This is a genomic window from Deinococcus piscis (assembly GCF_014653275.1).
Lineage (GTDB): Bacteria > Deinococcota > Deinococci > Deinococcales > Deinococcaceae > Deinococcus > Deinococcus piscis.
Genome location: NZ_BNAL01000029.1, coordinates 1 through 22,635, shown reverse-complemented (window position 1 = coordinate 22,635; position 22,635 = coordinate 1). Strand labels below are relative to the sequence as shown.

The window sequence follows — 22,635 nt, the reverse complement described above, 5'->3', positions numbered from 1 at the left end:
TTAGCCCCTTCGGCTGCGCTCTAGAAGTGCGCGGTGGCTGTGCAGGTGCGCGGTCACCATCCGCAGCCAATTGAGGGCGTCCAGCTCCCCAAAGTAGGGATGCCAGGCGGTGCGGCCCGGCGTCTCGCGGACATCAGCCGCCACAGCTTCCAATGCCGTGCGGTGTTCGCTCCATACCGTTTGCCAACCCGCCCAAGGCAAGCCGGTTTCGCTGGGCAGGCTGTGTGCAGGGGCCTGCCGCTTGCCATCTCTAAGCACGCCGGGGGTCTGGGGCAGGGGGCGCAACTCGCGGTCCGAGAGCAGTAGCCCCAGCAGCCGGATAATGCCGGTATTGATCTTTACCACGTGCTCGGCTTCCTGGGCGGGCGACCAATCGCGGCCCGGCTGGGTGGCGGTCCAGTCATCCTCACGGGCACGCAGCTCGGCCTCGAAGGCTTCCAGCTGAGTGCGCAGGGCGGTCTGCACTTCGGCGGGACTGGCGCCAAACTGGCGCAGCACGGCAGGATCTTGGAGAGGTTGGGGTGCAGTCATGGAGGCAGTCTAGTTTATGCCTGCCGCCAGCCAGCCCAAACGCCCACCTGGCTGTTGATACCGCAGCGGGCCTTGTACGGTAGGCCGCCCGGCGTGGTCCAGTGTGAGAGCGGCGCGGTGGGGCCGTACGCCTCTGGGTTGTTCAGCGCTGCCCCGGCCCGCTGGTAGGCGGCAATCTTCTCGGCGCTGAAGCGGCGGCCCGTCACAGCACTTAGGAACTCGGCGGCCAGCGGGTAGTGGGCTGGGTTCATGACGGACATGCCGCCCGGCTGCGGCTGGCCTCCGGTGAACAGGAAGGCGTTGCTGATCCAGCCCTGCGGGCGCACGTCCACTTCTACGCGGCTGCCATCCTTGAGGCGGTAGCTGCGCCGCGTGCCGTCGTGCCAGCCCATCGTGCCCTCACCGTTCCGGCGCACCTCTACCAGTGTGCAGCCGTGGGTGCGGCAAAAAGCGGTCCCGGCTGGGTCTACCTTTTGTCCCAGCCAGCTGGCAGGTGCAGCCCCAGCGGCGGCGGAGCCAAGAGTAACCAAAGCCAAAACGGGCACGAGTTGTCTCATGCCCGTAAGGTAGTTCAGGTGTCTGACTGGAGAGTGACGCGGCCTTAACGGGCCTTAGCGCCGGGGCTGACCAATCACCGCTTTGCCGCCCAGATAGGGTTGCAGCGCCGCCGGAATCCGCACGGTGCCGTCCGCCTGCTGGTGGTTTTCCAAGAAGGGCACCAGAATGCGCGGGCTGGCGATGCCGGTGTTATTGAGGGTATGCGCGAATTGCGGCTTGCCGTCCGCGCCCTTGAAGCGCAGGCCGGTGCGGCGGGCCTGCCAGTCCGTCAGGTACGAGCAGGAGTGGGTTTCGCGGTACTTTTCTTCGCTGGGCACCCAGGTTTCGATGTCCATCATCAGGTGCTTGCCCAGGCCCATGTCGCCGGTAGAGTTCTGCACCACCCGGTAGGGCAGTTCGAGCGCCTGCAAGATCCCTTCGGCGTTCGCCAGGATCCGCTCGAACCAGGCCATGCCGTCTTCGGGGCGGCAAATCACATACTGCTCCACTTTGCGGAACTCATGCACCCGGATCAGGCCGCGCACGTCGCGCCCTGCGCTGCCCGCTTCGGAGCGGAACGCGGCGCTGAAGCCTGCAAAGGCCAGCGGCAGGTCGCTTTCGCCCAGGATTTCGCCAGCGTACAGCGAGTTGATCGGCACTTCGCTGGTCCCGGCCAGCATCAGCTCCTCGCCCTCCAGGCGGTACACCTGGTCCTCGCCGCCAGGGAAATGGCCGGTGGCGGTTAGGGTTTCGGGGCGCACCAGGGCGGTGGTGCTGAGCGGCTCCATGCCGCGCTCGGCCAGGAAATCCAGCGCGAAAGTCAGAATCGCCAGTTCCAGGCGGGCCGCTTCGCCTCTGAGCAAATACGAGCGGCTGCCGGACACGCGGGCCACCCGCTCAGGGTCGGACCAGCCCTGCAATGCCAGCAGGTCCACGTGGTCCAACGGTTCAAAGTCAAAGCTGGGCAGCTGACCCTCGCGGCGCAGTTCGGCGTTGTCGTCGTCGCTGGGGCCCACTGGGGCCGATTCATGGGGCACGTTGGGCACCCGCAGCAGCAGGGCACGCAGCGCCTCTTCCTGTTCGCGGAGCTGGGGTTCCAATTCGGCAAGCTGCACACCCAGTTCTTTGCCCTTGCCAATCAGGGCCGGGCGGTCCTCGGCGCTGGCCTTGGGGACCAGCTTGGCGTTGGCGTTGCGCTCGGCTTGCAGAGTTTCCACCTGCTGGCGCAGTTCCAGCACAGCGCGGTCAGCTGCCAGCACCTCATCCAGGTCCAGGGTCACGAACTTGTCGGCAATCGCCTTACGGACGGTGTCAGGATGTTCACGGATAAAGCGGATGTCTTGCATGGAGCTCCTTGCGGGAAAAGTGAGAGATGGCTGGCCAGAGGTCTGGACCACGCCTCAAAGGTGCAGCCTCAGAGATGAAGCAGAGGTTACTCGGTATCCAGCGTGCGTGGCAGCCGCACAAAGCCGCCCGCAGCCGCCGGGGCCAGGGCCAGGACCTCGGCCTGAGACAGCGTCTCGCCGGGTTCGTCAGGGCGCAGCTGACTGTCCAGCGGGAGTGGGCGCTGCATGGGTTCCACGCCGGACGTGTCGACGGCCTGCAGCTGTTGGAAGTAGCCCAGCAGCTCATTGAGCTCCTCACGCATGGGGCCTTCTTCCTGAGGCTTCAGCTCCAGCCGCGCCAAAGAGGCCAGATGTTCCAGCTGAGCGGTGCTCAGGCGGTCATCACCTGGCGCGGCGGTCACGGGGGTCTCAGGCGCGGTCATGCCCTTCAGTATAGGTGGCGGACTCTGTGCGCTGGCGGGGCCAGGCCAGCAGCGCCAGAATCAGGGCAAAAGCAATCATGCTGAGCATCGGAATGGTCAGGATCGAGTCGAGCGCCGCAAATCCTTGCCCAAAGGTTTCCGACCACAGCGGCCAGATGGTGGTGCAGGGTTCTTGGCCCGCATCAATAGAACAGGCTTTGAGCGTGGGAATCCAGCCCCAGATTTCGGCATTCTGGACCAGGGCGGTCAGCAGGCCAGCCAGGGCCAGTGGAATGGCGTACATCCGCACGCGCAGGTCGTCGCGGAAAGCAGCGATGCCCAGCATCAAGGCCAGTGGATACATGCCGATACGCTGATACCAGCACAGCTTGCAGGGCCGGTAGCCGAGCACTTCACTCAGATACAAACTGCCCAGGGTGGCCGCGAGAGCCACCACCCAGGCCAGGTACAGACGGGTTGAGCGGTTCACGGCTTACTGGGCCAGCGCGGCGTCAATGGCGCTTTGCAACTGGGCGTAGTCGCCAGGGTTTTCAATTTTCTTGCCCGCCACAAACACCGTGGGCGTACTGTTGACCCCGCTGGCGTCCACTTCTTTCTCGTTCGCATCTACCCGCGCGGCGGTTTCGTCGTTGTCCAGGCAGCCCGCAAAGGCCGCTTGGTCAATGCCCGGTACGTTGGCCGCCAGCTCTTTGAGGCGGTCTTTGGTGGCCCAGATTTCGCTTTCGCTGCCCTGGGCGCGGAACAGAATGGTTTTGTAAGCGCTAAAGGCTTCGCCGCCGCCGTGCTCGAAGGCGCACTCGCCCGCCTGAGCCGCGTACTTGGAGTCGTCCTCGTCCAGCTTGGCAACTTCAGCCAGGAAGGGCCAGGCCACCGAGTACACCTTGACTTTGCCCGTCTTGACGTAGTCGTTTTCTACTTTGGGAAAGACATTGGCCTCGAACTGCTTGCAGGCGGGGCACTTGAAGTCTTCGACCACGATCATTTCAACCGGGGCGTTGGCGTCGCCGACCACCGGCTTGTTGGTCAGGTCAAAGTTGGCCTTTACCTCTGTGCCACTGGCCGCATCGGCGCGGGCTTCGCTGCTTTTGCCCCGGCCAGCAAAAAGCGCCAGCGCAATCAGTGCCGCCGCGATCAAGGTGCCCACCAGCAGTGCGGTGTTGTTGCTTTTGTTTCCCTGCAATTTGGTCATAAGTAAGCCCGATTCTACAGGCCGGAGGTTAAGGAAAGGGTAAAAGCAAATGCCCCCACTTGGGGTGGGGACACAGCACTTGTGATTCGGAAGTGGAGTGGGGCCAGGCGGGGCAGGCGTTAGCGCAGCGGCACTTGGTCGGCCCGCAGCAAGCGGCGCTCGGCGCGGCGGCTGGTCAGGTCCACCAGCCACATGATGAATTGCCGCACCAGGCTGATGCCCAGGCCCACCAACATCGCCAAAATAGCGCTGCGTGCCAGATCGGGATCGGCCACCAGCAGCAGATTCTCGTCGAGCAGGTGCCCGAATTGCGCCGCCCCGATGATCGGCAGCGCGAAGACGGCTCCAGCAAAGGGCAGCACGCCCCAGCCGCCTGAGTGCTTGACCACCAGCAGGGCCAACAGGGCACCGCCCACCAGCGGCAGCACCACGTTCCAGACCTCGGCAGGCTGGTTGCCCAGCAGCAGGGTCAGCACACCCATGAAGGCGGCGATATAGCCAAACCAGCCGCCAAACTCGTCGGCCACGATGGTCAGCAGCACCCAGGCAAACAGTACACTGCTCCAGCTCCAGCCACTGCTGAGCGCGGCCAGCAGCAGGGCCAGTGTGACCAGGCCGCCCACCATGCGTCCGCCCAGTCCCATCCAGTTCTGACGCCGCAGCCGCTCCTGGGGCGAAACCTGGGGCGCGGCGCGGGGCACGGGCATCGGAGCCACGGCCACCTCATCGGCAGTGCGGCCCAGTGGGCGCGGTTCGGTGGCAGGCGCTCCGTCCACCACGGTGACGGCAGGCTCAGACGCGGGCTCTACCGTATCTACAGCAGGCACTGTCTCTACAGCTGAGTCCAGCTGAGTGGGCGGGCTGGCTTCGGCCCAGACAGGGCGGGCAGTCCCCTGTGGGAGCTCGCTGGTGTGGGGACCTACCCCTTGCTGGGGGCCTGGGGTGGGCTGTTCTTTTTGACTCATGCCTTGCCTTTCTGACCGGCGGATTTGCGGGGGGTGCGGGCCGGTTCAGCCGACTGAGCGTCAGCTTTGGCCTTTGCCTTGGCCGTTTTGCCCTGCGTTGTCTTGTGCTGGGCTGTCTTGCTGGGTGTTGTTTTGGCCGGGGTTGTTTTGTTTGGGGCCGCTTTACGGGGCTGACGGGCTGGCTTTGCTGCTTGGGGTTCAGCGGCTGGTGCGTCTGCCGGGTTTGCGGAAGTTGCTGCTTTGCCCTGGGAGGCCGGGACCAGGCCACGGACCGTCCGCAGGTACTCCCCAGTGTAGCTGGTGGGGTGAGCCGCGACTTCTTCGGGGGTACCGGTGGTGACGATGGTGCCGCCGCGCACGCCGCCTTCAGGGCCGAGGTCAATAATAAAGTCGGCTGATTTCATCACGTCCAGGTTGTGCTCAATGATGACCAGGCTGTTGCCGCCTTCTACCAGCTTTTCCAGCACCAGCATCAGCCGGCGCACATCCTCGAAGTGCAGGCCGGTGGTGGGCTCGTCGAGGATGTAGATGGTCTTGCCGGTGGCCCGTTTGGCCAGCTCTGTCGCTAGCTTGATGCGCTGCGCCTCACCGCCCGACAAGGTGGTGCTGGGCTGCCCGATCCGCATGTAGCCCAGGCCCACGTCCAGCAGCAGCCGCATCTTGCCGGCGATGGCCGGGATGCTCTCGAAAAACGCGCAGGCCTCTTCTACCGTCATGTTCAGCACGTCGGCAATGGTCTTGTCGGCGTACTTCACTTCCAGCGTCTCACGGTTGTAGCGCGCGCCTTTGCACACCTCGCACGGCACATAGATGTCGGGCAAGAAGTTCATTTCGATCTTCATAACGCCGTCGCCCTTGCAGTTCTCGCAGCGCCCGCCCTTCACATTGAAGCTGAAGCGGCCCGCCTGATAGCCTCTGCGCCGCGCTTCGGGGGTGCGGGTGAACAGGTCGCGGATTTCGGTAAAGACGCCCGTGTAGGTGGCAGGGTTGGAGCGTGGCGTCCGCCCAATGGGGGACTGGTCAATCTCAATGACCTTGTCCAGATGGTCCAGGCCCTCGATGCGGTCATAGCGTCCAGGGCTGGTCTTGGCTCCGTTCAGGTCGCGGGCCAGCGTGGCGTGCAGAATGTCGTGAATCAGGGTGCTCTTGCCCGAGCCGCTGGGGCCGGTCACCACCGTCATGGTGCCCAGCGGAATCTCGATGTCTACATTCCTCAGGTTGTGCTCGGTGGCTCCGAATACGCGTAGGCGCTTGCCGTTGCCCCGGCGGCGCACAGCAGGCACCGGAATCTCGATTTCGCCGCGCAGGTAGCGCCCAGTCAGGCTGGCTGGGTCGTCCCGCACCTCGGTGGGAGTACCTGCAGCCACCACTTCACCGCCGTGGACCCCCGCGCCCGGCCCCATGTCCACCAGGTAGTCGGCTTCCAGCATGGTGTCTTCGTCGTGTTCGACCACCAGCAGGGTGTTGCCCAGGTCGCGCAGGTTCTTCAGGGTGCCGATTAGGCGGCCATTGTCCTTGGGGTGCAGGCCGATGCTGGGCTCATCCAGCACGTACAGCACGCCGGTCAGACCAGAGCCCACCTGGGTCGCCAGCCGGATGCGCTGCGCCTCGCCGCCCGACAGGGTGTTGGCGGTGCGGTCCAGCGACAGATAATCCAGCCCCACATCCACCAGGAACTTCAGCCGGGTGCGGATGGCTTTCTGGATGGGAGCGGCCACCGCTGCGCCGAACTCATTCAGGCGGTAGTCACCGCGCTCCGGGAGGGCCGCCTGCGCCGTGCCGCCCAGGTGGTCTGCCAGGTGCGGCAGTACGTCGGCCCTACTCACGGTATTCTCGGCCAGCTTCCCAAAAAAGGCGTCGGCGTCTAGAACGCTCATGCTGCTGACCTGGGCGATGTTGAGCCCACCCACCCGCACAGCCAGGATTTCCGGCTTGTAGCGCGTGCCGCCGCAGGTGGGGCAGGGCTGCAGCTCCATCATCTCCTCAAGCTTTTCGCGCATGTACTCGGACTCGGTGTCCAGGTAGCGGCGCTCCAGGTTGGGGAGTACGCCTTCGTACTCGGTCATAAAGCGCATGGTTTCCTTGCCGCCCCGGCGGTAGACCACCTCGAACGGCTCATCTATCCCGTTCAGGATGATGTCCTGAACCTTCTGCGGCAGGTCGCGCCAGGCGGCCTTGAGGTCAAATTCCAGATGCTCGGACAGGGCGCGCAGCTTGTCCCAGTAATAAATCCCGCCGGTTGAGCCCTTCTTGGACCAGGGGAGAATGGCCCCGCCTGCAATGGACAGGCCCGGGTCAATCACCCGCTCTGCCGAGAATTTCTGCTTGAAGCCCAGGCCCGAGCAGTCGCCGCAGGCCCCGTAAGGATTGTTGAAGCTGAACGAGCGCGGCTCTAACTCTTCCAGCACGCTGCCGTGTTCGGGGCAGGCGAACTTCTCGGAGTACAGCTCTTCTGCGCCCTCGTCGGGCAGCATCACGCGCAGCAGGCCCTCACCCCGGCGCAGGCCCAGCTCCACGCTTTCCGCAATGCGGCTGCGGTCATCCTCACGCAGTTTGAGGCGGTCAATCACCACGTCCACGTCGTGCTTTTCAAACTTTTCCAGCTTCAGCTTTTCGGCTTCTTCCAGCTCGTACAGCACGCCGTCTACCCGCACGCGGGCAAAGCCTTCGCGGCGCAGGTCCCCGAACAGCTTGCGGTACTCGCCCTTGCGGCCACGCACCACCGGAGCCAGCAAGATGGCGCGGGCGTCCGCGTAGCTTTCCAGCAGTCGGCCCGTGATTTCGCTGGGGCTCTGGCGCTCGATCTTGCGCCCGCAGACCGGGCAGTAGGGCGTGCCCACGCGGGCAAACAGCAGCCTGAGATAGTCGTGAATCTCGGTGACGGTGCCCACGGTGGAGCGCGGGTTGTGCGAAGTGGTCTTTTGGTCAATCGAGATGGCGGGCGAGAGGCCCTCGATGGATTCCACATCAGGCTTTTCCATCAGGCCCAAAAACTGCCGGGCATAAGCGCTGAGGGACTCCACGTAGCGGCGCTGTCCCTCGGCGTAGATGGTGTCAAAGGCCAGCGTACTCTTGCCCGACCCCGACACCCCGGTAATCACAATGAACTGGTCACGCGGCAGCTCCACGGTGATGTCTTTGAGGTTGTGTTCGCGGGCACCGCGCACAATCAGGTTGGAGGAGTGGGCAGCGGGGGCAGCCGGGGGGCGCACCTTTCCAGTGCGGCTGGCCTGCGGGGCAGAGCGGGAAGCAGGGGCAGAGGTAGAACGCGGCAAAACGGAACTCCTTAAGGATGAGAGGCTGACCGGAAGGCCGCCGTAGAGGATTCTGTCTGAGGCGTAGCGGGCAAGTCTGTTTTGCCCGGAAGGCTAAGCATGCCAGTTTATCACCCAGCCCCAGGGAGGGGCCGGTCAGGGGGCCTCACCGCACGGGCTCCCCTGATCAGACGGGCTACACTGGGCCGGAGTACCTTCATTCAACCATCAGGTATTCATCTCACCGAATCTGACCAGGCGACCGTGTTTAGCGTCCCTGCCGGCCAGTATCCCCAGTTGGGAAGCCTGTCCGTTTCTTATTTCCGCCTTTACCGTTTACCGAATACCTCCGTACATAGGAAGGAGCCTTATTTGAATGTCTTTTACGTCATCCTGGCTCTGTTGGGCATCGCCGCCGCCTTTTGGGCTGGGCGGATGCTGGGCGCACAGCAGCGTGAGCGCCTGGAACAACAGCATGAACAACAGGCCCTAGAGCGGGCCGAAGCCATCCGCCGCGCCGCCGAGGCGGACAGCCTGGCCCTACGAGATCAGGCCCGCAGCGAAGCGCAAGCGGTGCAGGCTGCGGCCCAGGCCGATGCCAGAGTGCGGGCCGAAAGTCTGCTGGCCCAGGCCCGCGAAGCTGCCGAGCAGCAGCGTTCCCAGCTGGCCGAGGGCCTGCGCGAGCAGCGCCAGCAACTCGAAGAGCGCCGCATTCAGCTGACCGAGCAGCACCTTCAGTTTCAGGCCCTGCGTGACACGGTCAGCGCCGACCGCATCCAGCTGGAACAGGACCGCGAACGCCTGGAAGCCGAGCGGCAAGCCCTGAAGGCCGAAATGGCCCAGGAGCGCGAGCACCTGAGCGCTGACCGCCAGGAGTACCGCTCCGAGCGCGAGGCGATGAACCGGGAGCTGGAGCGCCAGAGCCGCCGCGCGGAGCAGCTGGATGTGCGCGGCGAACGCCTGGACGCCCTGGAAGAGCGCCTGGAGCGCCAGAGTCGTGACCTCAGCGCTCAGGAAGAAAGCTTGCAAGGCCGCGCCACTGAAGTTGAGGCCCGCTTGCAGGAAGTGGCCGGACTGAGCCGCGAAGAAGCCCGCAGCCGCATTCTGGAAGCGCTCGACGCCGAGCTGGAAGAAGAAAAAGCAGCCCGTATCCGCACGGCAGCGGACCTGAGTGGCAAAGAAATCGCCCGGCAGGCCCGGGGGCTGATTGCCCAGGCGATTCAGCGCAGCGCCTCGGAGACCAGCGCTCAGCTGTCGGTCAGCGTGGTGCCGATTCCCAGCGACGCCATGAAAGGCCGCCTGATTGGCCGCGAGGGCCGCAACATCCGCGCCTTTGAGGCGCTGACTGGCGTGGACCTGATTATTGACGACACCCCCGAGGCCGTCATGCTCAGCAGCTTTAACCCGATCCGCCGCGAGGTGGCCCGGCATGTGCTGGAATCGCTGCTCGAAGACGGGCGCATTCATCCCACCCGCATCGAGGAAATGGTGGGCCGCGCCCAGGAGGACATGCGGACCTTTATTCATACCCAGGGCGAAGAAGCGGCCATTGAAGCGGGCGTGGTGGGCCTCAAGCCGGGGCTGCTGCAACTGCTGGGCCGGATGTATTTCCGCTCCAGCTACGGCCAGAACGTGCTCAAGCACTCGGTGCAGGTGGCGCACCTGACCGGCATCATGGCGGGCGAGCTGGGGCTGGATGCGGCCCTGGCCCGCCGCGCCGGGCTGCTGCACGACATCGGCAAGAGTATTGACCGCGAGGTGGAAGGCACCCACGTGGATATCGGCATCAGCCTGGGCACCCGCTTTGGCGAGGGCACCGAAGTGATTGACGCCATCGCTCACCACCACGACCCCGAAAACGGCGAGACGCTGTACTCGGTGCTGGTGGCTGCCGCCGACGCCATCAGCGCCGCCCGCCCCGGTGCGCGGCGCGAGGAGCTGGAAGCCTACACCCGCCGCCTGGAAGCCCTGGAAGAAATCGCCGTGAGCTTTCCGGGGGTGCAGCAGGCTTACGCCATTCAGGCCGGCCGCGAGGTGCGCGTGATCGTGCAGCCGGACCAGGTGAGCGACGCCGGGGCCGTGCTGCTGGCCCGCGACGTGGCCGGACGCATCGAGCAGGACATGGAATATCCCGGTCAGGTGCAGGTCACGGTGGTGCGCGAAAGCCGCGCCACCGAGGTGGCAAGGTAGGAGAGAACGGGGGGTGGACAAAGAGCAGAGGGCGGAACGTGGGCGATGACCTGCTTTCCGCCTTCCTTTTCGTGGTTCGCCGCCCCTTTACAATGCTCCCTATGACGCAGACACGTTCCCGCCCCCCGGCTGGGTTCTGGCGGCTGGTGCGGCTGCTGGGTGGCCTGGGCACCGGGCTGGCCGCACTGCTGACGCTCGGCACCTGGGGCCTGACGCTCACCTTGCTCCCGGTGCTGAGCACCTGGCTCTCGCAGGCTGAGGCGGGCCTGAGCACCGTCAACACCAACCTCACCCAACTGATGGCGTCGCTGGAGCCGCTGGACATCCTGGCGCGGCCCGAGACCCTGGCCGCTGTGCGCTCGGTGGGCGACCTGGCAGACCGTGCCCAGGAAGCGCCGCTTATTGGTGCATTTCTGACCCAGAACGGCGTGACCGAGCAGGCCCTGCGCGAGTTTCAGACCGTGACCGACAACTGGGTGACGCTGCTCGAAAGCCGCCCCAGTGTGCCGGAGCTTCGCAGCCAGCAGGCCGAGGTGCAGACCTGGCTCCAGCGCACGCAGACGGCCCAGCGCTGGCTGAGCCCAGCCGCCTGGCTGCTGAACCTGGGCGCGTTGCTGCTGGGCGCGTGGTTCCTGGCGGGGCAGTGGGCGCTGATGCGGCTGGCAGGGGAGCGGCTGGCGGCGCTGCGGGCCCAGGGCGAGCCGGGCTGAGCTTGCTGGTGAGATGCTCCCGAGTGCTGTGTCTGCCTCAGTGAATGAAAGGTCCAGCCAGGTACGCTCCTCGCTCCTGTGGCACAATTCAGCGCATGACACACGCTTCGGAACTTGATCCTCAGCTTCTGGAACTGCTTCAGCGCATGTTCGATCTGGCCCGCGCGGGCGAGGCCGGAGAGGTGCGGCAGTGGCTGGAAAAGGGTGTGCCTGCCAACCTGACCAATGAAAAGGGGGACACCCTGCTGATGCTGGCGGCCTACAACGGTCAGCCGGACGTGGTGAGGGTACTGCTGGAGGCCGGTGCAGATGCGTCGCGCGCCAATGACCGGGGGCAGACCCCTCTGCAAGCAGCGGCCTTCAAGGGCGACCTGGCGATGGTGCGCCTGATGCTGGACCTGGGCGTGGATGTGGACAGCCCCGGCCCTGATGGCCGCACGGCCCTGTTCCTGGCAGCTATGTTTGACCGCTCCGAGATGCTGGAGCTGCTGCTGGAGCGCGGCGCCGACCTGAACGCCCGCGACGCGGCTGGCTTCAGCGTCCTGGACGCCGCCCGGCAAATGGGCGCTGAGGGTACGGCGGCTCGGCTGGAGGGGCTGCTGGCGAGCAGATCGGATGCAGGGGACGCACAGGGAGCAGGAGTATGACAGGGCTGAGGATGGGCCCACTGCTGTCACTGTTACCGCTCTGCCTGTGTGCCTGTGCGGTGTCAGCTGCGACCCGTACCGCTCAGGCTGCTCAGGCCCCGACTGCGCCCACCTTGCTGCGGAGCACGGCCCCGCTAGAAGACTCAGCCCTCTGCCGCACGGTGCACTGCACCAACAAATTCGTCGTTCCATTTGGCCGCGTGCAGGCCGAGGATTTCCTGACCGATGGCGGCATTTTGAACATCACTCGCATCCGGGCGACTGGGCAGCTCGCGTCCAGCCTCACCGCCAACTCGGCCATGGAGCCCCAGCCCCTGGACCGCCGCTCGGAAGAGGTGACACAGCTGTTTGTGCAGGCGTTTACGGGTCGGCCCTGGACGGCGGCTATGGCGCGTGACTGCCAGAAGGACGGCGACTCATTCGAGATCACGGGCACCACCGTGCAGGGAAGCCCCTATGTTTTGGAATGCGTGCATGTGGACACTGCCCGGATTGTGAGTATTCGAGACCTGGAGTTAGACACCAGCTACGATTTCTGAGCAGTCCTGTGGGCCTACTCCTTTACGCCAGTTCGCGCTTGCCCAGTTCGCGCAGGAAGAGATACAGCGGGAGTCCGAACGAAGGCCCGACCAGCAGGGTGCCCAGCGCCGCGAGCCAGCGGTAAGGCACTTTGCGGTGGGTTTCCGCCGCAAGGAGAACCACAACGCTCAGGGCGGTGACGGCCACATCGGCCCAGGCAAACGCCGAGATTCTGGACTGGATGATCTCGTCCCACAGCAGCCCCAGATGCAGGCCATGTTCCAGCAGCCAGGGAACGAACTGCGACAGCGGCAGAAGTAAGCCCAGGGCGGCCAGCGCCAGATAGGCATACAGTTTGGCTTCGTGGGTCATGAGCCATGCTAGGAGCGGCCTGTCTGCGGTGGGTCAGCTGCCCGGGCCGCGTGCTATCCTATAACCCCGTGAGCCTAGCGCCACGGCTTTTTTTATGGGTCCGCCTGCGCGCTGACCCCTCACCAAAAAAGCCGGCGGCGCTGCTGGGTCATTTTCCCGCATTTTTTCCTCTCCCGCTTCCCAGCCAAGGAGTTCAGCATGAAATACATCTTCGTTACCGGCGGCGTGGTCAGCAGCCTGGGCAAAGGCATCGCCAGCGCCAGCCTGGGCGCTTTGCTGCGGGCCCGTGGCTACAAAGTCACCGCCGTCAAGATTGACCCTTATATCAACATCGACGCCGGCACCATGCGCCCTTACGAGCACGGCGAGTGCTTCGTGACCGCTTCGGGCGCCGAGACGGACCTGGACATCGGCAACTACGAGCGGTTCCTGGACCTGGATATTCCCCAGGGCAGCAACATCACCACTGGACAGGTGTACCAGGAAGTGATCCGCAAGGAGCGGGCCGGGGATTACCTCTCGCAGACCGTGCAGGTGATTCCGCATGTCACCGACGAAATCAAGCGCCGGATTCGGGCCGCAGGTGAGAATGCCGGTGCCGAAATTGTGCTGATTGAGGTGGGCGGCACCGTGGGCGACATTGAATCGCTGCCGTTCCTCGAAGCCATTCGCCAGTTCCGCTTTGACGAAGGCGACGAGAACGTGCTGTACCTGCATCTGACGCTGGTACCGTACCTGGGCACGTCCAACGAGTTCAAGACCAAGCCCACCCAGCACTCGGTGGCGGCGCTGCGCTCCTACGGCATCAGCCCCGACATCGTGATGGTGCGCTCCAAAGAGAAACTGCCTGCCGAAATCACCCGCAAGATTGCCGCTTTTACCAGCGTGCGTGAAAACCGGGTCTTTTCCAGCTACGATGTGCCGCACATCTATGAAGTGCCGCTCACACTCGAAGAACAGGGCCTGGGCAAAGCCGTCGAGGACCTGCTGGGCCTGGAACGCACCCACCCCAACCTGAATGTGTGGACCAACGCGGTCAAGACCCTCAAAGCCCCCGAAAACGAAGTCACCATTGCCATTGCGGGCAAATACACCGCCATGCCCGACGCTTATCTGAGCCTGCTGGAGTCGCTGACGCATGCCGGCGTCGCCAACGACGCCCACGTGAACGTGAAATGGGTCAACGCCGAGGAGCTGGCCGAAAGCGGCGAGAACATCGAAGCCCTGCTGGGCGACGCGGACGGCATCCTGGTGCCGGGTGGCTTTGGCATTCGCGGCATCGAGGGCAAGATTCGCGCCGCCGAGTACGCGCGTGAGCGCGGCGTGCCTTATCTGGGCGTGTGCCTGGGCATGCAGGTGGCGGTCATTGAGTACGCCCGCCACAAGGCCGGCATCAAGGACGCCAACTCCTCTGAGTTCGACCCCTACGCCGAGCACAAGGTGATTGACCTGATGCCCGAGCAGCTGGAAGTAGACGGCATGGGCGGCACCATGCGCCTGGGCGACTGGCCCATGCAGCTGGCTGAGGGCACCCAGGTGGCCGAGATGTACGGCGTGCCCCAGGGCGGCACCGTGATGGAGCGCCACCGCCACCGCTACGAGGTGAACCCCGAGTACGTGCCACAGCTACAAGAAGCCGGGCTGGTCATCAGCGGCGTGACACCTGGGGTTGAGGGGCGCGGCGCGGGACTGGTGGAAACCGTGGAGCTGCCCCGCAGTGAGCACCCCTACTACGTGGCGTTGCAGGCACACCCCGAGTTCAAGAGCCGCCCCATGCGCCCCAGCCCGCCCTTTGCTGGCCTGGTGGAAGCGGCCCTGAAGCGCAAGCAGCAAAGCGAGTCTGCCTCAGCCTGATCTGAATCTCTGCTGGATTTTGCCGGGCCTGCTGCACTCCCTCCACCTTTGGAAGGATGCGGCGGGCCGGGCCTCCGTTTAGGCTGCCGGTATGCAAAGAGCGCCTCTGCCCAGCCCTACAAGTGAGTTTCGCCGTGACGAGAGCCACAAGTTGCTGGCCGGTGTGGTGGCCGGTTTGCAGCGCCACTACCTGCCCCACACCGACCTGACCTTGCTGCGTGTGGCCGTGCTGGCGCTAAGTCTGCTGACCGGCGCAGTTCCTTTTGTCGCGCTGGGGTATGTCCTGCTGTGGGTGCTGGCCCCAGCCGGGTAAATCCAGCAGGCTAAATGGAATGACTGACCTACCGCCGACAAAAAGCCCCTGCCTGGATAACTGGGCAGGGGCTTTCGTCTTCTACGGAGGCTTTACAGGCCCAGAGCTGATTCAGCGTCGGTGGCGCGGCGGAAGGGCAGATATTCCGGGGTCCACTGGTGCGCCCGGATGAATTCCGCCAGGGCCTCGTCCGACAGGTTGCGGATGCGGCGCTCGGCGCTGACGCCTTCGGTGATGGCCTGCCGGGCCACCCGCACGGCCACTTCTTCGCTGACGGTCCGCAGCTGGCTCACCGCAGGAAATACCGCGTCTGGGCCAGCGTGCTGAGCGGTCCAGTCGGCCAGGGTTTGCGCCGCTTCCATCACCATGCTGTCGGTGATTTCGCGGGCGCGGCTCATCACGGCTCCAAAGCCCAACCCCGGAAAGATAAAGGCATTGTTGCCCTGGCCGATGCGGTACTCGCGCCCGCCATACTCAATCGGCTGAAAAGGACTGCCAGTGGCGATGATCGCCCAGCCATCTGTCCAGCGCAGCAGGTCGGCGGGGTGCGCCTCGATGTGGCTGGTGGGGTTGGACAGCGGAAAGATGATGGGCCGCTTGGTGTGCGCCTGCATGGCTGCCACCAGTTCCTCCCCGAACAGGCCCGCTGCGCCCGTCAGCCCCAAAATGGCGGTGGCGCGGGCATTCTGCACCGTTTCTAGGAGGGTGGGCTGCTCACCGGCCAGGGTCCAGCTCTCCACAGCGCTGCGCGGCTGAATAAATGCCTGCTGGAAGGCGTCCACTTCGTAGCCCAGCCCCTCGACCATCAGGCCGGTGCGGGCCACCACGAACAGCCGCTCGCGCACCTGCTCCTCGCTGAGGCCCTCGCGCAGCAGGCCCTGGCGAATCATGCCCGCCACGCCGATGCCGCCTGCGCCGTTGCCCACCACCACGAACACCTGGTCTGAGAGCCGCTCACCCTTGATTTGTGCGGCCCGAATCAGCCCAGCCACCGCCATCGCGCCAGTGCCCTGAATGTCGTCGTTAAAGGACGGAATCACCCGGCGGTAACGCTCCAGGACATGAAACGCCGTGCCCCGCGAAAAGTCTTCCCACTGAATAATCGCCTGTGGGTAGCGCTCCGCCACTGCTTCCACAAAGCGGTCCAGAAACTCGTCGTACTGCCGGCCCGTCAGGCGGCGGTGGTGCTGACCCAGGTACAAGGGGTCGGCCAGCAGGTCCTCGCGGTCTGTACCCACATCCAGCTCTACCGGCAGGGTCTTGTCCAGGCCCAGGCCGCCGCCCGCCACATACAGGCTCAGCTTGCCAATCGAAATCGCCATGCCCCCAAAGCCCTGGTCCCCAATGCCCAAAATCGCGCTGGAATCGGTGGCCACGATCATTCGCACGTCGTTCAGGGGCACGTTGTCCAGCACTTCGTCCACATGCTCAATGTCGTCGGTGCTCACGGCCAGCCCGCGCGGATAGCGGTAAATGTCCGAGAAGTTCTTGACCGCTTCGCCCACCGTGGGCGTGTAGAGAATTGGCAGCATTTCTTCCAGGTGGTCCAGCAGCAGCGCGTAGAACAGCACTTCGTTGCGGTCTTGCAGGGCGCGCAGGAATTCGTGGCGGCCAAAGTCGCTGGTCTGCTTGAGGTAAGAATTGTAGGTGCGCGTCTTCTGCTCCTGCATGGTGCTGGTGTGTGGGGGCACCAGCCCTTCGATATTCAGGGCGCGGCGCTCCTCGCGCGAGAATCCGGTGGATTTGTTCAGCAACGGGATTTGAAGTAGGGGAAAGCCGGTCACATGGACTGCGACGTAGCGCTGTCCGTTCTCGTCACGTTTGATGTCGTAGTAGCGGGTCAGTTGGTTGGGGCTGGACATGCCCCACAGCATAGTTGAGTCGCGTCAGCTTGGTCTGCTGCTCAGGAAGACCGTTGGCTGGCCGCGAAGCGCTCACGCAGCGCCTCAAAACCGGCTCTGATTTTCTCTGCGGGCAGCACCAGCTGGCTGGCGGTCCCGTGCCCGATGTCGTCTCCCAAGCTGCTCACGGCGTGCAGTGCACACACGATGCGGCGGCCACTCACCTCCTGCACAGTGGCCGTGACCGTCACCTGCATGCCCGGCAGCGCCGAGCCGGTATGAAATGTTTCTACCTGAATCCCGATGCTGTCCTCGCCCGGCTCCAGAAAGGGCAGCAGCAGCTTGCGCCCCGCTTCCTCAAAGTGCTTGGCCAGGGTGTAGGTGGAGTAGACCGGGTGCAGCGGCCCCAGCTCGGTAAAGTTCACGGTCATGTCATCCGTCACGGTGATGGTCAGGGTTTCGCGGTGCTGTTCGGGGATGGAGCGCATATGTTCCCAGGCTAGCAAGGGGCTTGCCGTGCGGGCTGGGCTGGGCCAAGCCTAAACGGCCTGTGAGTGCGCTTCGGTGCTGCTCAACAGGCGGGACGTTTAGACTGGGAAGCAAGATGCTCACTGTTCCCCAAACTGCTCTGTTGGTGCGCGAGGCGACCACGTCCTTTGGCAAGGACAATGCGCCGCGCCTGGCTGCCGCCCTGACCTACTTCACTATTTTTGCGCTGGTGCCGCTGCTGATTCTGGCGATAGCCGTCATGAGCGGTCTGCTGGCTGACCCCAATTTCCAGCAGCGCATCGTGGATTTCCTGGCTGCCAATGTCGACCCCAAAATCGCTGAGCAAATCGGTGAATTCCTCAAAGGTGGCAAGGTTGACCCCAGCAAAGGCATTACGTCCAGCCTGTTGGTCGGTTTGCCTGCACTGGCCTGGGGCGCTTCCAACCTGTTCGTTCAGCTGCAAGCGTCGCTCAACGAACTCTGGAATGTCCCAGATGAAGCCAGCGGCGGCTTTGTGGGGCAACTCAAGACCCGGGGTATCGGTCTGCTGATGGTGCTGGGCTTCGGTGTGGTGATGCTGCTGTTCTTCGCTCTGAACACCTATATGTCGGCCATTGCCCAGCAACTTGGAGAGGCCTGGGGCGTGGGGGCCTTGCTGGCCCGACTGGGCACCCTGCTGCTGGGTGCGCTGCTGCTGACCGGCGTGTTCGCCGTGATCTACCGGGTGCTGCCCAATGTCCGGTTGCAGTGGCGCGATGTGCTGGTGGGAGCAGCCATCACGGCGGTGCTGTTCTCGGTGCTGCAAATCATCATCAGCTGGTACTTTGCCAACTTTGCGCCGACCAGTGCTTTCGGTGCGGCCAGCTCCATTGTGCTGCTGCTGCTGTGGATTTATTACAACTCCATGATTCTGTTTTTCGGGGCCGAGCTGACCTACGCTTACGCCAAGCATTTTGGGTCCAGTGAGGCCAACCTGAGCGCCAAGCTCAAAGAAGAGGGCTACCTGACACCCCGCGAAGCCCGCGCCATTGCCTACGCTGCCGAAACCGGCGGTGCCCTGTCGCCGCAGCAGCGCCAGCGGGCCTGGCAGCGCACCACCCGCATGGAGCAGCCCCACTCGATGCTAACCATGCAGCAGTCGGCCCCCAAGCCGGTGATGCCCAGCGTGGCAGGTGCCCTGTGGAATGCCCTGAGCGCCGTGCTGGCCGTACCCGCCCTGCTGCTCACCAAAGCCCTGGGCCTGGGCGGCAAGAAACAGGTGGTCCAAAAGCGGGTGACCGTGCACACCAACAAGGGCACGCTCTACACCAAGCGCCGCTGAGGACAGGAGCGGTGATACTGAAGCGGCCCTGCGGGGCCGTTTTCGCTGGCATGGCAGGATAGGAAGCATGACTTCTAGCCCACTTGCTCCCCAGGTGACCCTGCCCCGCTTTCAGCCCGCCGACCCTGCTCGCCCCACCATTTTGGTGGCCAACGACGACGGCATTTTCTCGCCGGGGATCAAGGCATTGGCGCTGGCACTGGCGCAGGTGGGCAACGTGTTTGTGGTGGCTCCCGATGTAGAGCAGTCTGCCGTGGGGCACGGCATCACGCTGCGCCGCCCGCTGCGCTTCAAGCACACGGCGGCGGCGGGCTTTGGAGAGATTCCAGCCTACCGGGTAGACGGGACTCCAGCCGACTGCGTGGTGCTGGGCATCCATCTGTTGGCGCGGCCAGACCTGGTGGTCAGCGGGATCAACATCGGCCCCAATCTGGGCGATGACCTGACCCACTCCGGCACGGTGGCCGCTGCCATCGAGGGGCTGGCGCTGGGGATTCCGTCCATCGCTTTTAGCCAGCAGGCCCGGCCTGACGGCGAGTACGAATTCAGCGCCGGGGCAGCCTACGCGGCCTGCCTGGCCGCTGAAGTGGCGGCGCGTGGTCTGCCGCCCCGGACCCTGCTGAACGTCAATTTCCCCGGCACCGCTTTTCAGGGCGTGCAGGTGACCGAGGTGGGGATGCACCGCTGGGAAGACCAGATCATTTCGCGCCAGGACCCCGAAGGCCGCGAATATCACTGGGTGGCAGGCACCAGCACCGCCCCCGCCGAAGAGGATGAACGCACCGACTACGGGGCCGTGCAGCGCGGCTTTGTGAGTGTGTCGCCTGTGCGGCTGGACCTGACGGCCCGCGACCTGATGGGCCAGCTGAGAGGCTATCTGCCTTCTCTCTAACTCTGTTTGCGGCTGTGTGGGTGCAGCGAGGTACGGCCCTTGCGCCCCGCTTCTCTTTAACATGCCTCCCACCGAGGATGGCTACACTGGAACCCGATGAACGTTGCCAACACCCCCGCGCTCTTGCTGACTGCCCTGCTGGGCCTGGGCACCTTGAGCGCCTGCCAGGAGCAGACCAAGACCACCACGACCACCAGCGCTGTGACCACCAGTGAAACCACGACCAGCAGCGCCGCGACCAGCGCCAGCACCACTGAGAGTGCTTCGGGCGCGGCTGCCTCTGAAGCCGCCGCCAGCGCGCCTACGGTGACTGAACCCGGCGCAGTACCGACTGGCTATACGGCGCTGGAGCCGCTCAGCCAGGAGCCGGTGCGGGCATTTGACAAGCAGCCTGCCCGCGCCTTGCAGCAGAACACCGACTACTACGCCCTGCTGGACACCTCACGCGGTCAGGTCCTGATTGACCTGCTGGAAAAGGACGCGCCGGTCACGGTCAACAACTTCGTGGCGCTGGCCCGCAACCATTTCTATGATGGCACCCGCTTCCACCGCGTGATTGACGGCTTTATGGCGCAGGGCGGCGACCCCCTGAGCGTAGACGAGGCCAAGAAGGAAGAGTGGGGCAGCGGTGGCCCCGGCTACCAGTTCCCCGACGAAATCCGCCAGAACCTGACCTTTAGCGAGCCCAACCTGCTGGCAATGGCGAACTCTGGCCCCGGCACCAACGGCAGCCAGTTCTTCGTGACTTTTGCACCCACCGAGTTCCTCAATGGCCGCCACACCATCTTTGGCAAAGTCGTGGACGGCCAGAGTGCGCTGGATGGCCTGACCCGCACGGCCTCTAGTGACGGCGGCGGTGAAACCCCAGTCGAAGGCGCGGTGCCCGATACCCTGCTCAGCGTGCGGATTCTGACCAAGTCGCAGTAAGTCTCCTGCGCAGCAGAAATCTATAAGCAAGAAAGAACAAAAGAAAAAGGCCCTCTCGTTGGGGCCTTTTTTTGGGCTTTTGTCCGCTCTGCTCGACATGACACGGACGGCTGACCCAGGGCTCTTGGCTCTCCCTCAAGACGGCAACCGCTCCAAAGCGGCCCGTCCTGCTTGATAGGTGGCTTCCCCGAACAGCACCAGCCGGGCTTCCAGGCCAGGATGCTGCTCCAGTCCTGCCAGCAGGGTCCGCAGCGCAATGTCCAGCGCTTGCTCCAGCGGGTAGCCATACACCCCCGCGCTGATCAGGGGAAACGCGGCGCTCTGCGCTCCCGCTTCTGCTGCCAGGTCGAGGCTTTGGCGGTAAGCACCGGCCAGGGCTTCCGCTTCGCCATGTGTGCCGCCGTGCCAGACGGGGCCAACGGCATGAATCACCCAGCGTACTCCGCGCTCCTCAAGCCGGAAGGCGGGGGTCAGCACAGCGGTGCCGGTAGGCGTGCCCCCGATGGGCCTTAGCGCCGCCAGCAGCTCAGGGCCAGCGGCACTGTGGACTGCACCGTCCACGCCCCCGCCTCCGCGCAGGGCTGCATTGGCCGCGGTCACAATGGCGTCTACCTGCTGCCGGGTGATGTCGCCCTGCACCAGGCTCAGGCGCTCCCTGGCCGGAGTCATTGTCCTGCCTCTGGGACGCGGGTGCGGAGCTGCTCTGCGCGGAGGGCCTGCGGCTCCTCAGAAGCCTGGCCTGTCCGCTGCCAGCGCTCGGCCTGCTGAATGGCATGCAGGTCCGCCACAGCCCGCTCCAGGTCGTCGTTGACCACCACATAGTCGAACATGCTGGTCTGGCCCATCTCCACCTCGGCGCGCGCCAGGCGCTTCTCGATGCGGTCGGGGGTCTCGGTAGCGCGCCCTTCCAGGCGGCGGCGCAGTTCCTCCAGGCTCGGCGGCATGATAAAGATCATCACGGCCTCGCGGCCCAGGCGTTCACGCACCTGCCGGGCACCTTCGACCTCAATCTCCAGCACCACATCCTTTCCGCTTGCTATGGCGTCGCGGATGGGCGCGAGCGGTGTCCCGTAGTGATTGCCCACAAACTCGGCGTGCTCCAGAAACTCGCCGCGTGCGATGTGGTCCATGAAAGTCTCACGGTCTACAAAGACGTAGTCCACGCCCTCGCGCTCGCCTTCGCGTGGGGCGCGGGTGGTCCAGGAAGTCGAATAAAACACGTCCTGGTCCTTGAGCCAGTCCGCCCGCAGCGTGCCCTTGCCCACGCCGGACGCGCCAGTGATCACCAGCAGCAGGCCGGGAGTGGGTTGGGGGGCGGTGGGCGGTGGCGGAGGCACTTCATTCATGGCCCTCAGAATACGCCGCTGGCCCTAAGCGCTGCCAGATGAGGCGCTGCCCTCTCGGCTCTGCACCGGGCAGCACCTCTGCCACAGCACACAAAATCCACCGCACAAAAAATCCCCGCGCTGGGCGGGGAATGTCCTTCGGCGCAGGGCTTACTTGCGGCGGCGGGGCGCAGGCTGCTTGGAGCGGGACTTGCCCAGGGCCTGACCTTTTTCAAAGCTGGCCTGCATCTTCTGCTGGGTTTCGCGGGCCAGAGCCTCAAAGTCCACCAGACCGGCCTCCACAGTTTCGACGGTGGCCTTAATGCTGCCGCCTTTGCGGCTGACCGCCAGCTCACGGTTCATGTCCTCGAACCACCGCTCAAACTTGGGGGTGTGTTCAAAGAGCATTTCCTTGGTGTCTTTTTGATAGGTGCCGCTTTTGCCGCGCCGCGTGTACTGTTTGGGCAGGGTAAAGCGTTCACCAGGCAGATAAATCGCTTTGAAGTTGCCTTGGCGTACCGCTTCACGGAATTGGCGCACAAATGTATCGCTGCGCTGGGCGTTGGTCAGTTCCTGAACCTGCTCACTTAGTCTTTTGTAGGTCATTGTTCCTCCGTCCGGGCAGTATAAGAGCCGTAGCCCCCATATGCAAAATATGCGGCCACTTCCCTGACTTGTCCGCCCACCGATTTGTTTCATGGGCCGTGTATACAGCCCGGACAATGCACGAAAAATGATTTGAAATTGGCTGCTTCCCAAAGAACACTTGCCGCCGCAGCGACTGACTCCTCCCGCCTTAAGAGCTGCTGCGCCGTGTCTACCAAAGTGCGGGAGTCCCAGAATCTTAGGGGGCATCCGGCAAATGGAGATCAGGTCCAAGCGAGTCTATGTCTCTTCGCTCTCTTGCAGAACTGTACCCGTCTGCCTCAGTACCTGACAGGTTGAAGGAAACGTTGTCTGGATCGCAGAAAAATATGAAGCAGGGCGGCTT

General features: G+C 64.3%; 23 protein-coding genes. 9 read left to right on the top strand and 14 right to left on the bottom strand.

Features of this window, described 5'->3' with window-relative positions; genetic code table 11:
- The 8 genes from IE158_RS10505 to uvrA form a co-directional block, all read right to left on the bottom strand.
- A complete protein-coding gene (locus tag IE158_RS10505; protein ID WP_189643661.1) occupies window positions 1-531 on the bottom strand; it encodes a DinB family protein in 531 nt (176 codons plus the stop codon).
- A gap of 14 nt (window positions 532-545) precedes the next feature.
- Complete coding sequence (locus tag IE158_RS10500) at window positions 546-1,088, bottom strand: hypothetical protein (RefSeq protein WP_189643660.1); 543 nt, start codon at window positions 1,086-1,088, stop codon at window positions 546-548.
- A gap of 54 nt (window positions 1,089-1,142) precedes the next feature.
- Window positions 1,143-2,414, bottom strand: a complete 1,272-nt coding sequence (gene serS, locus IE158_RS10495) for a serine--tRNA ligase (RefSeq protein WP_189643659.1) — start codon at window positions 2,412-2,414, stop codon at window positions 1,143-1,145.
- 86 nt (window positions 2,415-2,500) lie between these two features.
- Window positions 2,501-2,836: an Asp-tRNA(Asn)/Glu-tRNA(Gln) amidotransferase subunit GatC gene (gatC, locus tag IE158_RS10490; protein WP_189643658.1), complete on the bottom strand. Its 336-nt coding sequence runs from the start codon at window positions 2,834-2,836 to the stop codon at window positions 2,501-2,503.
- Window positions 2,823-3,305, bottom strand: coding sequence for a disulfide bond formation protein B (locus IE158_RS10485; RefSeq protein WP_189643657.1), 483 nt, complete (start codon window positions 3,303-3,305; stop codon window positions 2,823-2,825). The genes gatC and IE158_RS10485 overlap by 14 nt, the downstream gene beginning before the upstream one ends.
- A gap of 3 nt (window positions 3,306-3,308) precedes the next feature.
- The gene (locus IE158_RS10480) at window positions 3,309-4,025 is read right to left on the bottom strand and encodes a DsbA family protein (RefSeq protein ID WP_189643656.1); all 717 of its coding nucleotides are present in this window, start codon (window positions 4,023-4,025) and stop codon (window positions 3,309-3,311) included.
- Between the two features lie 119 nt (window positions 4,026-4,144).
- Window positions 4,145-4,990: a hypothetical protein gene (locus tag IE158_RS10475; RefSeq protein WP_189643655.1), complete on the bottom strand. Its 846-nt coding sequence runs from the start codon at window positions 4,988-4,990 to the stop codon at window positions 4,145-4,147.
- Window positions 4,987-8,202 (bottom strand): excinuclease ABC subunit UvrA, encoded by a 3,216-nt coding sequence (uvrA, locus tag IE158_RS10470; RefSeq protein WP_189643673.1) that lies wholly within the window; start codon window positions 8,200-8,202, stop codon window positions 4,987-4,989. Before uvrA ends, IE158_RS10475 begins: the two co-directional genes overlap by 4 nt.
- Before the next feature lie 414 nt (window positions 8,203-8,616).
- Between uvrA and rny the strand changes: the two genes are divergently transcribed.
- The 4 genes from rny to IE158_RS10450 all read left to right on the top strand — a co-directional run bounded on the left by rny (window position 8,617) and on the right by IE158_RS10450 (window position 12,330).
- On the top strand, window positions 8,617-10,434 hold the full coding sequence (rny, locus tag IE158_RS10465; RefSeq protein ID WP_189643654.1) for a ribonuclease Y: 1,818 nt from the start codon (window positions 8,617-8,619) through the stop codon (window positions 10,432-10,434).
- Window positions 10,435-10,535: 101 nt separating this feature from the next.
- A complete protein-coding gene (locus tag IE158_RS10460) occupies window positions 10,536-11,144 on the top strand; it encodes a hypothetical protein (protein ID WP_189643653.1) in 609 nt (202 codons plus the stop codon).
- Between the two features lie 95 nt (window positions 11,145-11,239).
- Entirely contained in the window at window positions 11,240-11,791 is a 552-nt protein-coding gene (locus IE158_RS10455; RefSeq protein ID WP_189643652.1) for an ankyrin repeat domain-containing protein, read from the top strand.
- Window positions 11,792-11,850: 59 nt separating this feature from the next.
- Window positions 11,851-12,330 (top strand): hypothetical protein, encoded by a 480-nt coding sequence (locus IE158_RS10450; protein ID WP_189643651.1) that lies wholly within the window; start codon window positions 11,851-11,853, stop codon window positions 12,328-12,330.
- A gap of 22 nt (window positions 12,331-12,352) precedes the next feature.
- Here the strand turns inward: IE158_RS10450 and IE158_RS10445 are convergent, their stop codons facing one another.
- A complete protein-coding gene (locus IE158_RS10445) occupies window positions 12,353-12,682 on the bottom strand; it encodes a DUF2834 domain-containing protein (protein ID WP_189643650.1) in 330 nt (109 codons plus the stop codon).
- Window positions 12,683-12,880: 198 nt separating this feature from the next.
- On the opposite strand from IE158_RS10445, the gene pyrG reads away from it, so the two are divergent.
- Together pyrG and IE158_RS10435 are read left to right on the top strand one after the other, a co-directional pair.
- Window positions 12,881-14,536, top strand: coding sequence for a CTP synthase (gene pyrG, locus IE158_RS10440; protein ID WP_189643649.1), 1,656 nt, complete (start codon window positions 12,881-12,883; stop codon window positions 14,534-14,536).
- 91 nt (window positions 14,537-14,627) lie between these two features.
- Window positions 14,628-14,849, top strand: coding sequence for a PspC domain-containing protein (locus tag IE158_RS10435; RefSeq protein ID WP_189643648.1), 222 nt, complete (start codon window positions 14,628-14,630; stop codon window positions 14,847-14,849).
- Between the two features lie 92 nt (window positions 14,850-14,941).
- Here IE158_RS10435 and IE158_RS10430 read toward each other — a convergent pair whose 3' ends face one another.
- Together IE158_RS10430 and IE158_RS10425 are read right to left on the bottom strand one after the other, a co-directional pair.
- Window positions 14,942-16,711, bottom strand: coding sequence for an NAD-dependent malic enzyme (locus IE158_RS10430; protein WP_189643647.1), 1,770 nt, complete (start codon window positions 16,709-16,711; stop codon window positions 14,942-14,944).
- 41 nt (window positions 16,712-16,752) lie between these two features.
- Window positions 16,753-17,178, bottom strand: coding sequence for a thioesterase family protein (locus IE158_RS10425; RefSeq protein WP_189643646.1), 426 nt, complete (start codon window positions 17,176-17,178; stop codon window positions 16,753-16,755).
- A gap of 116 nt (window positions 17,179-17,294) precedes the next feature.
- Between IE158_RS10425 and IE158_RS10420 the strand changes: the two genes are divergently transcribed.
- From IE158_RS10420 to IE158_RS13615, 3 genes are all read left to right on the top strand, one after another.
- Window positions 17,295-18,500, top strand: coding sequence for a YihY/virulence factor BrkB family protein (locus IE158_RS10420; RefSeq protein ID WP_189643645.1), 1,206 nt, complete (start codon window positions 17,295-17,297; stop codon window positions 18,498-18,500).
- A gap of 67 nt (window positions 18,501-18,567) precedes the next feature.
- Window positions 18,568-19,392 (top strand): 5'/3'-nucleotidase SurE, encoded by an 825-nt coding sequence (gene surE, locus IE158_RS10415; RefSeq protein WP_229839066.1) that lies wholly within the window; start codon window positions 18,568-18,570, stop codon window positions 19,390-19,392.
- 96 nt (window positions 19,393-19,488) lie between these two features.
- Complete coding sequence (locus IE158_RS13615; RefSeq protein ID WP_229839065.1) at window positions 19,489-20,319, top strand: peptidylprolyl isomerase; 831 nt, start codon at window positions 19,489-19,491, stop codon at window positions 20,317-20,319.
- Window positions 20,320-20,454: 135 nt separating this feature from the next.
- Here IE158_RS13615 and IE158_RS10405 read toward each other — a convergent pair whose 3' ends face one another.
- The 3 genes from IE158_RS10405 to IE158_RS10395 form a co-directional block, all read right to left on the bottom strand.
- The gene (locus IE158_RS10405) at window positions 20,455-20,988 is read right to left on the bottom strand and encodes a macro domain-containing protein (RefSeq protein WP_189643644.1); all 534 of its coding nucleotides are present in this window, start codon (window positions 20,986-20,988) and stop codon (window positions 20,455-20,457) included.
- Window positions 20,985-21,665, bottom strand: a complete 681-nt coding sequence (gmk, locus tag IE158_RS10400; RefSeq protein WP_189643643.1) for a guanylate kinase — start codon at window positions 21,663-21,665, stop codon at window positions 20,985-20,987. Before gmk ends, IE158_RS10405 begins: the two co-directional genes overlap by 4 nt.
- A gap of 150 nt (window positions 21,666-21,815) precedes the next feature.
- Window positions 21,816-22,250, bottom strand: coding sequence for a hypothetical protein (locus tag IE158_RS10395; protein WP_189643642.1), 435 nt, complete (start codon window positions 22,248-22,250; stop codon window positions 21,816-21,818).
- Between the last annotated feature and the right edge of the window lie 385 nt (window positions 22,251-22,635).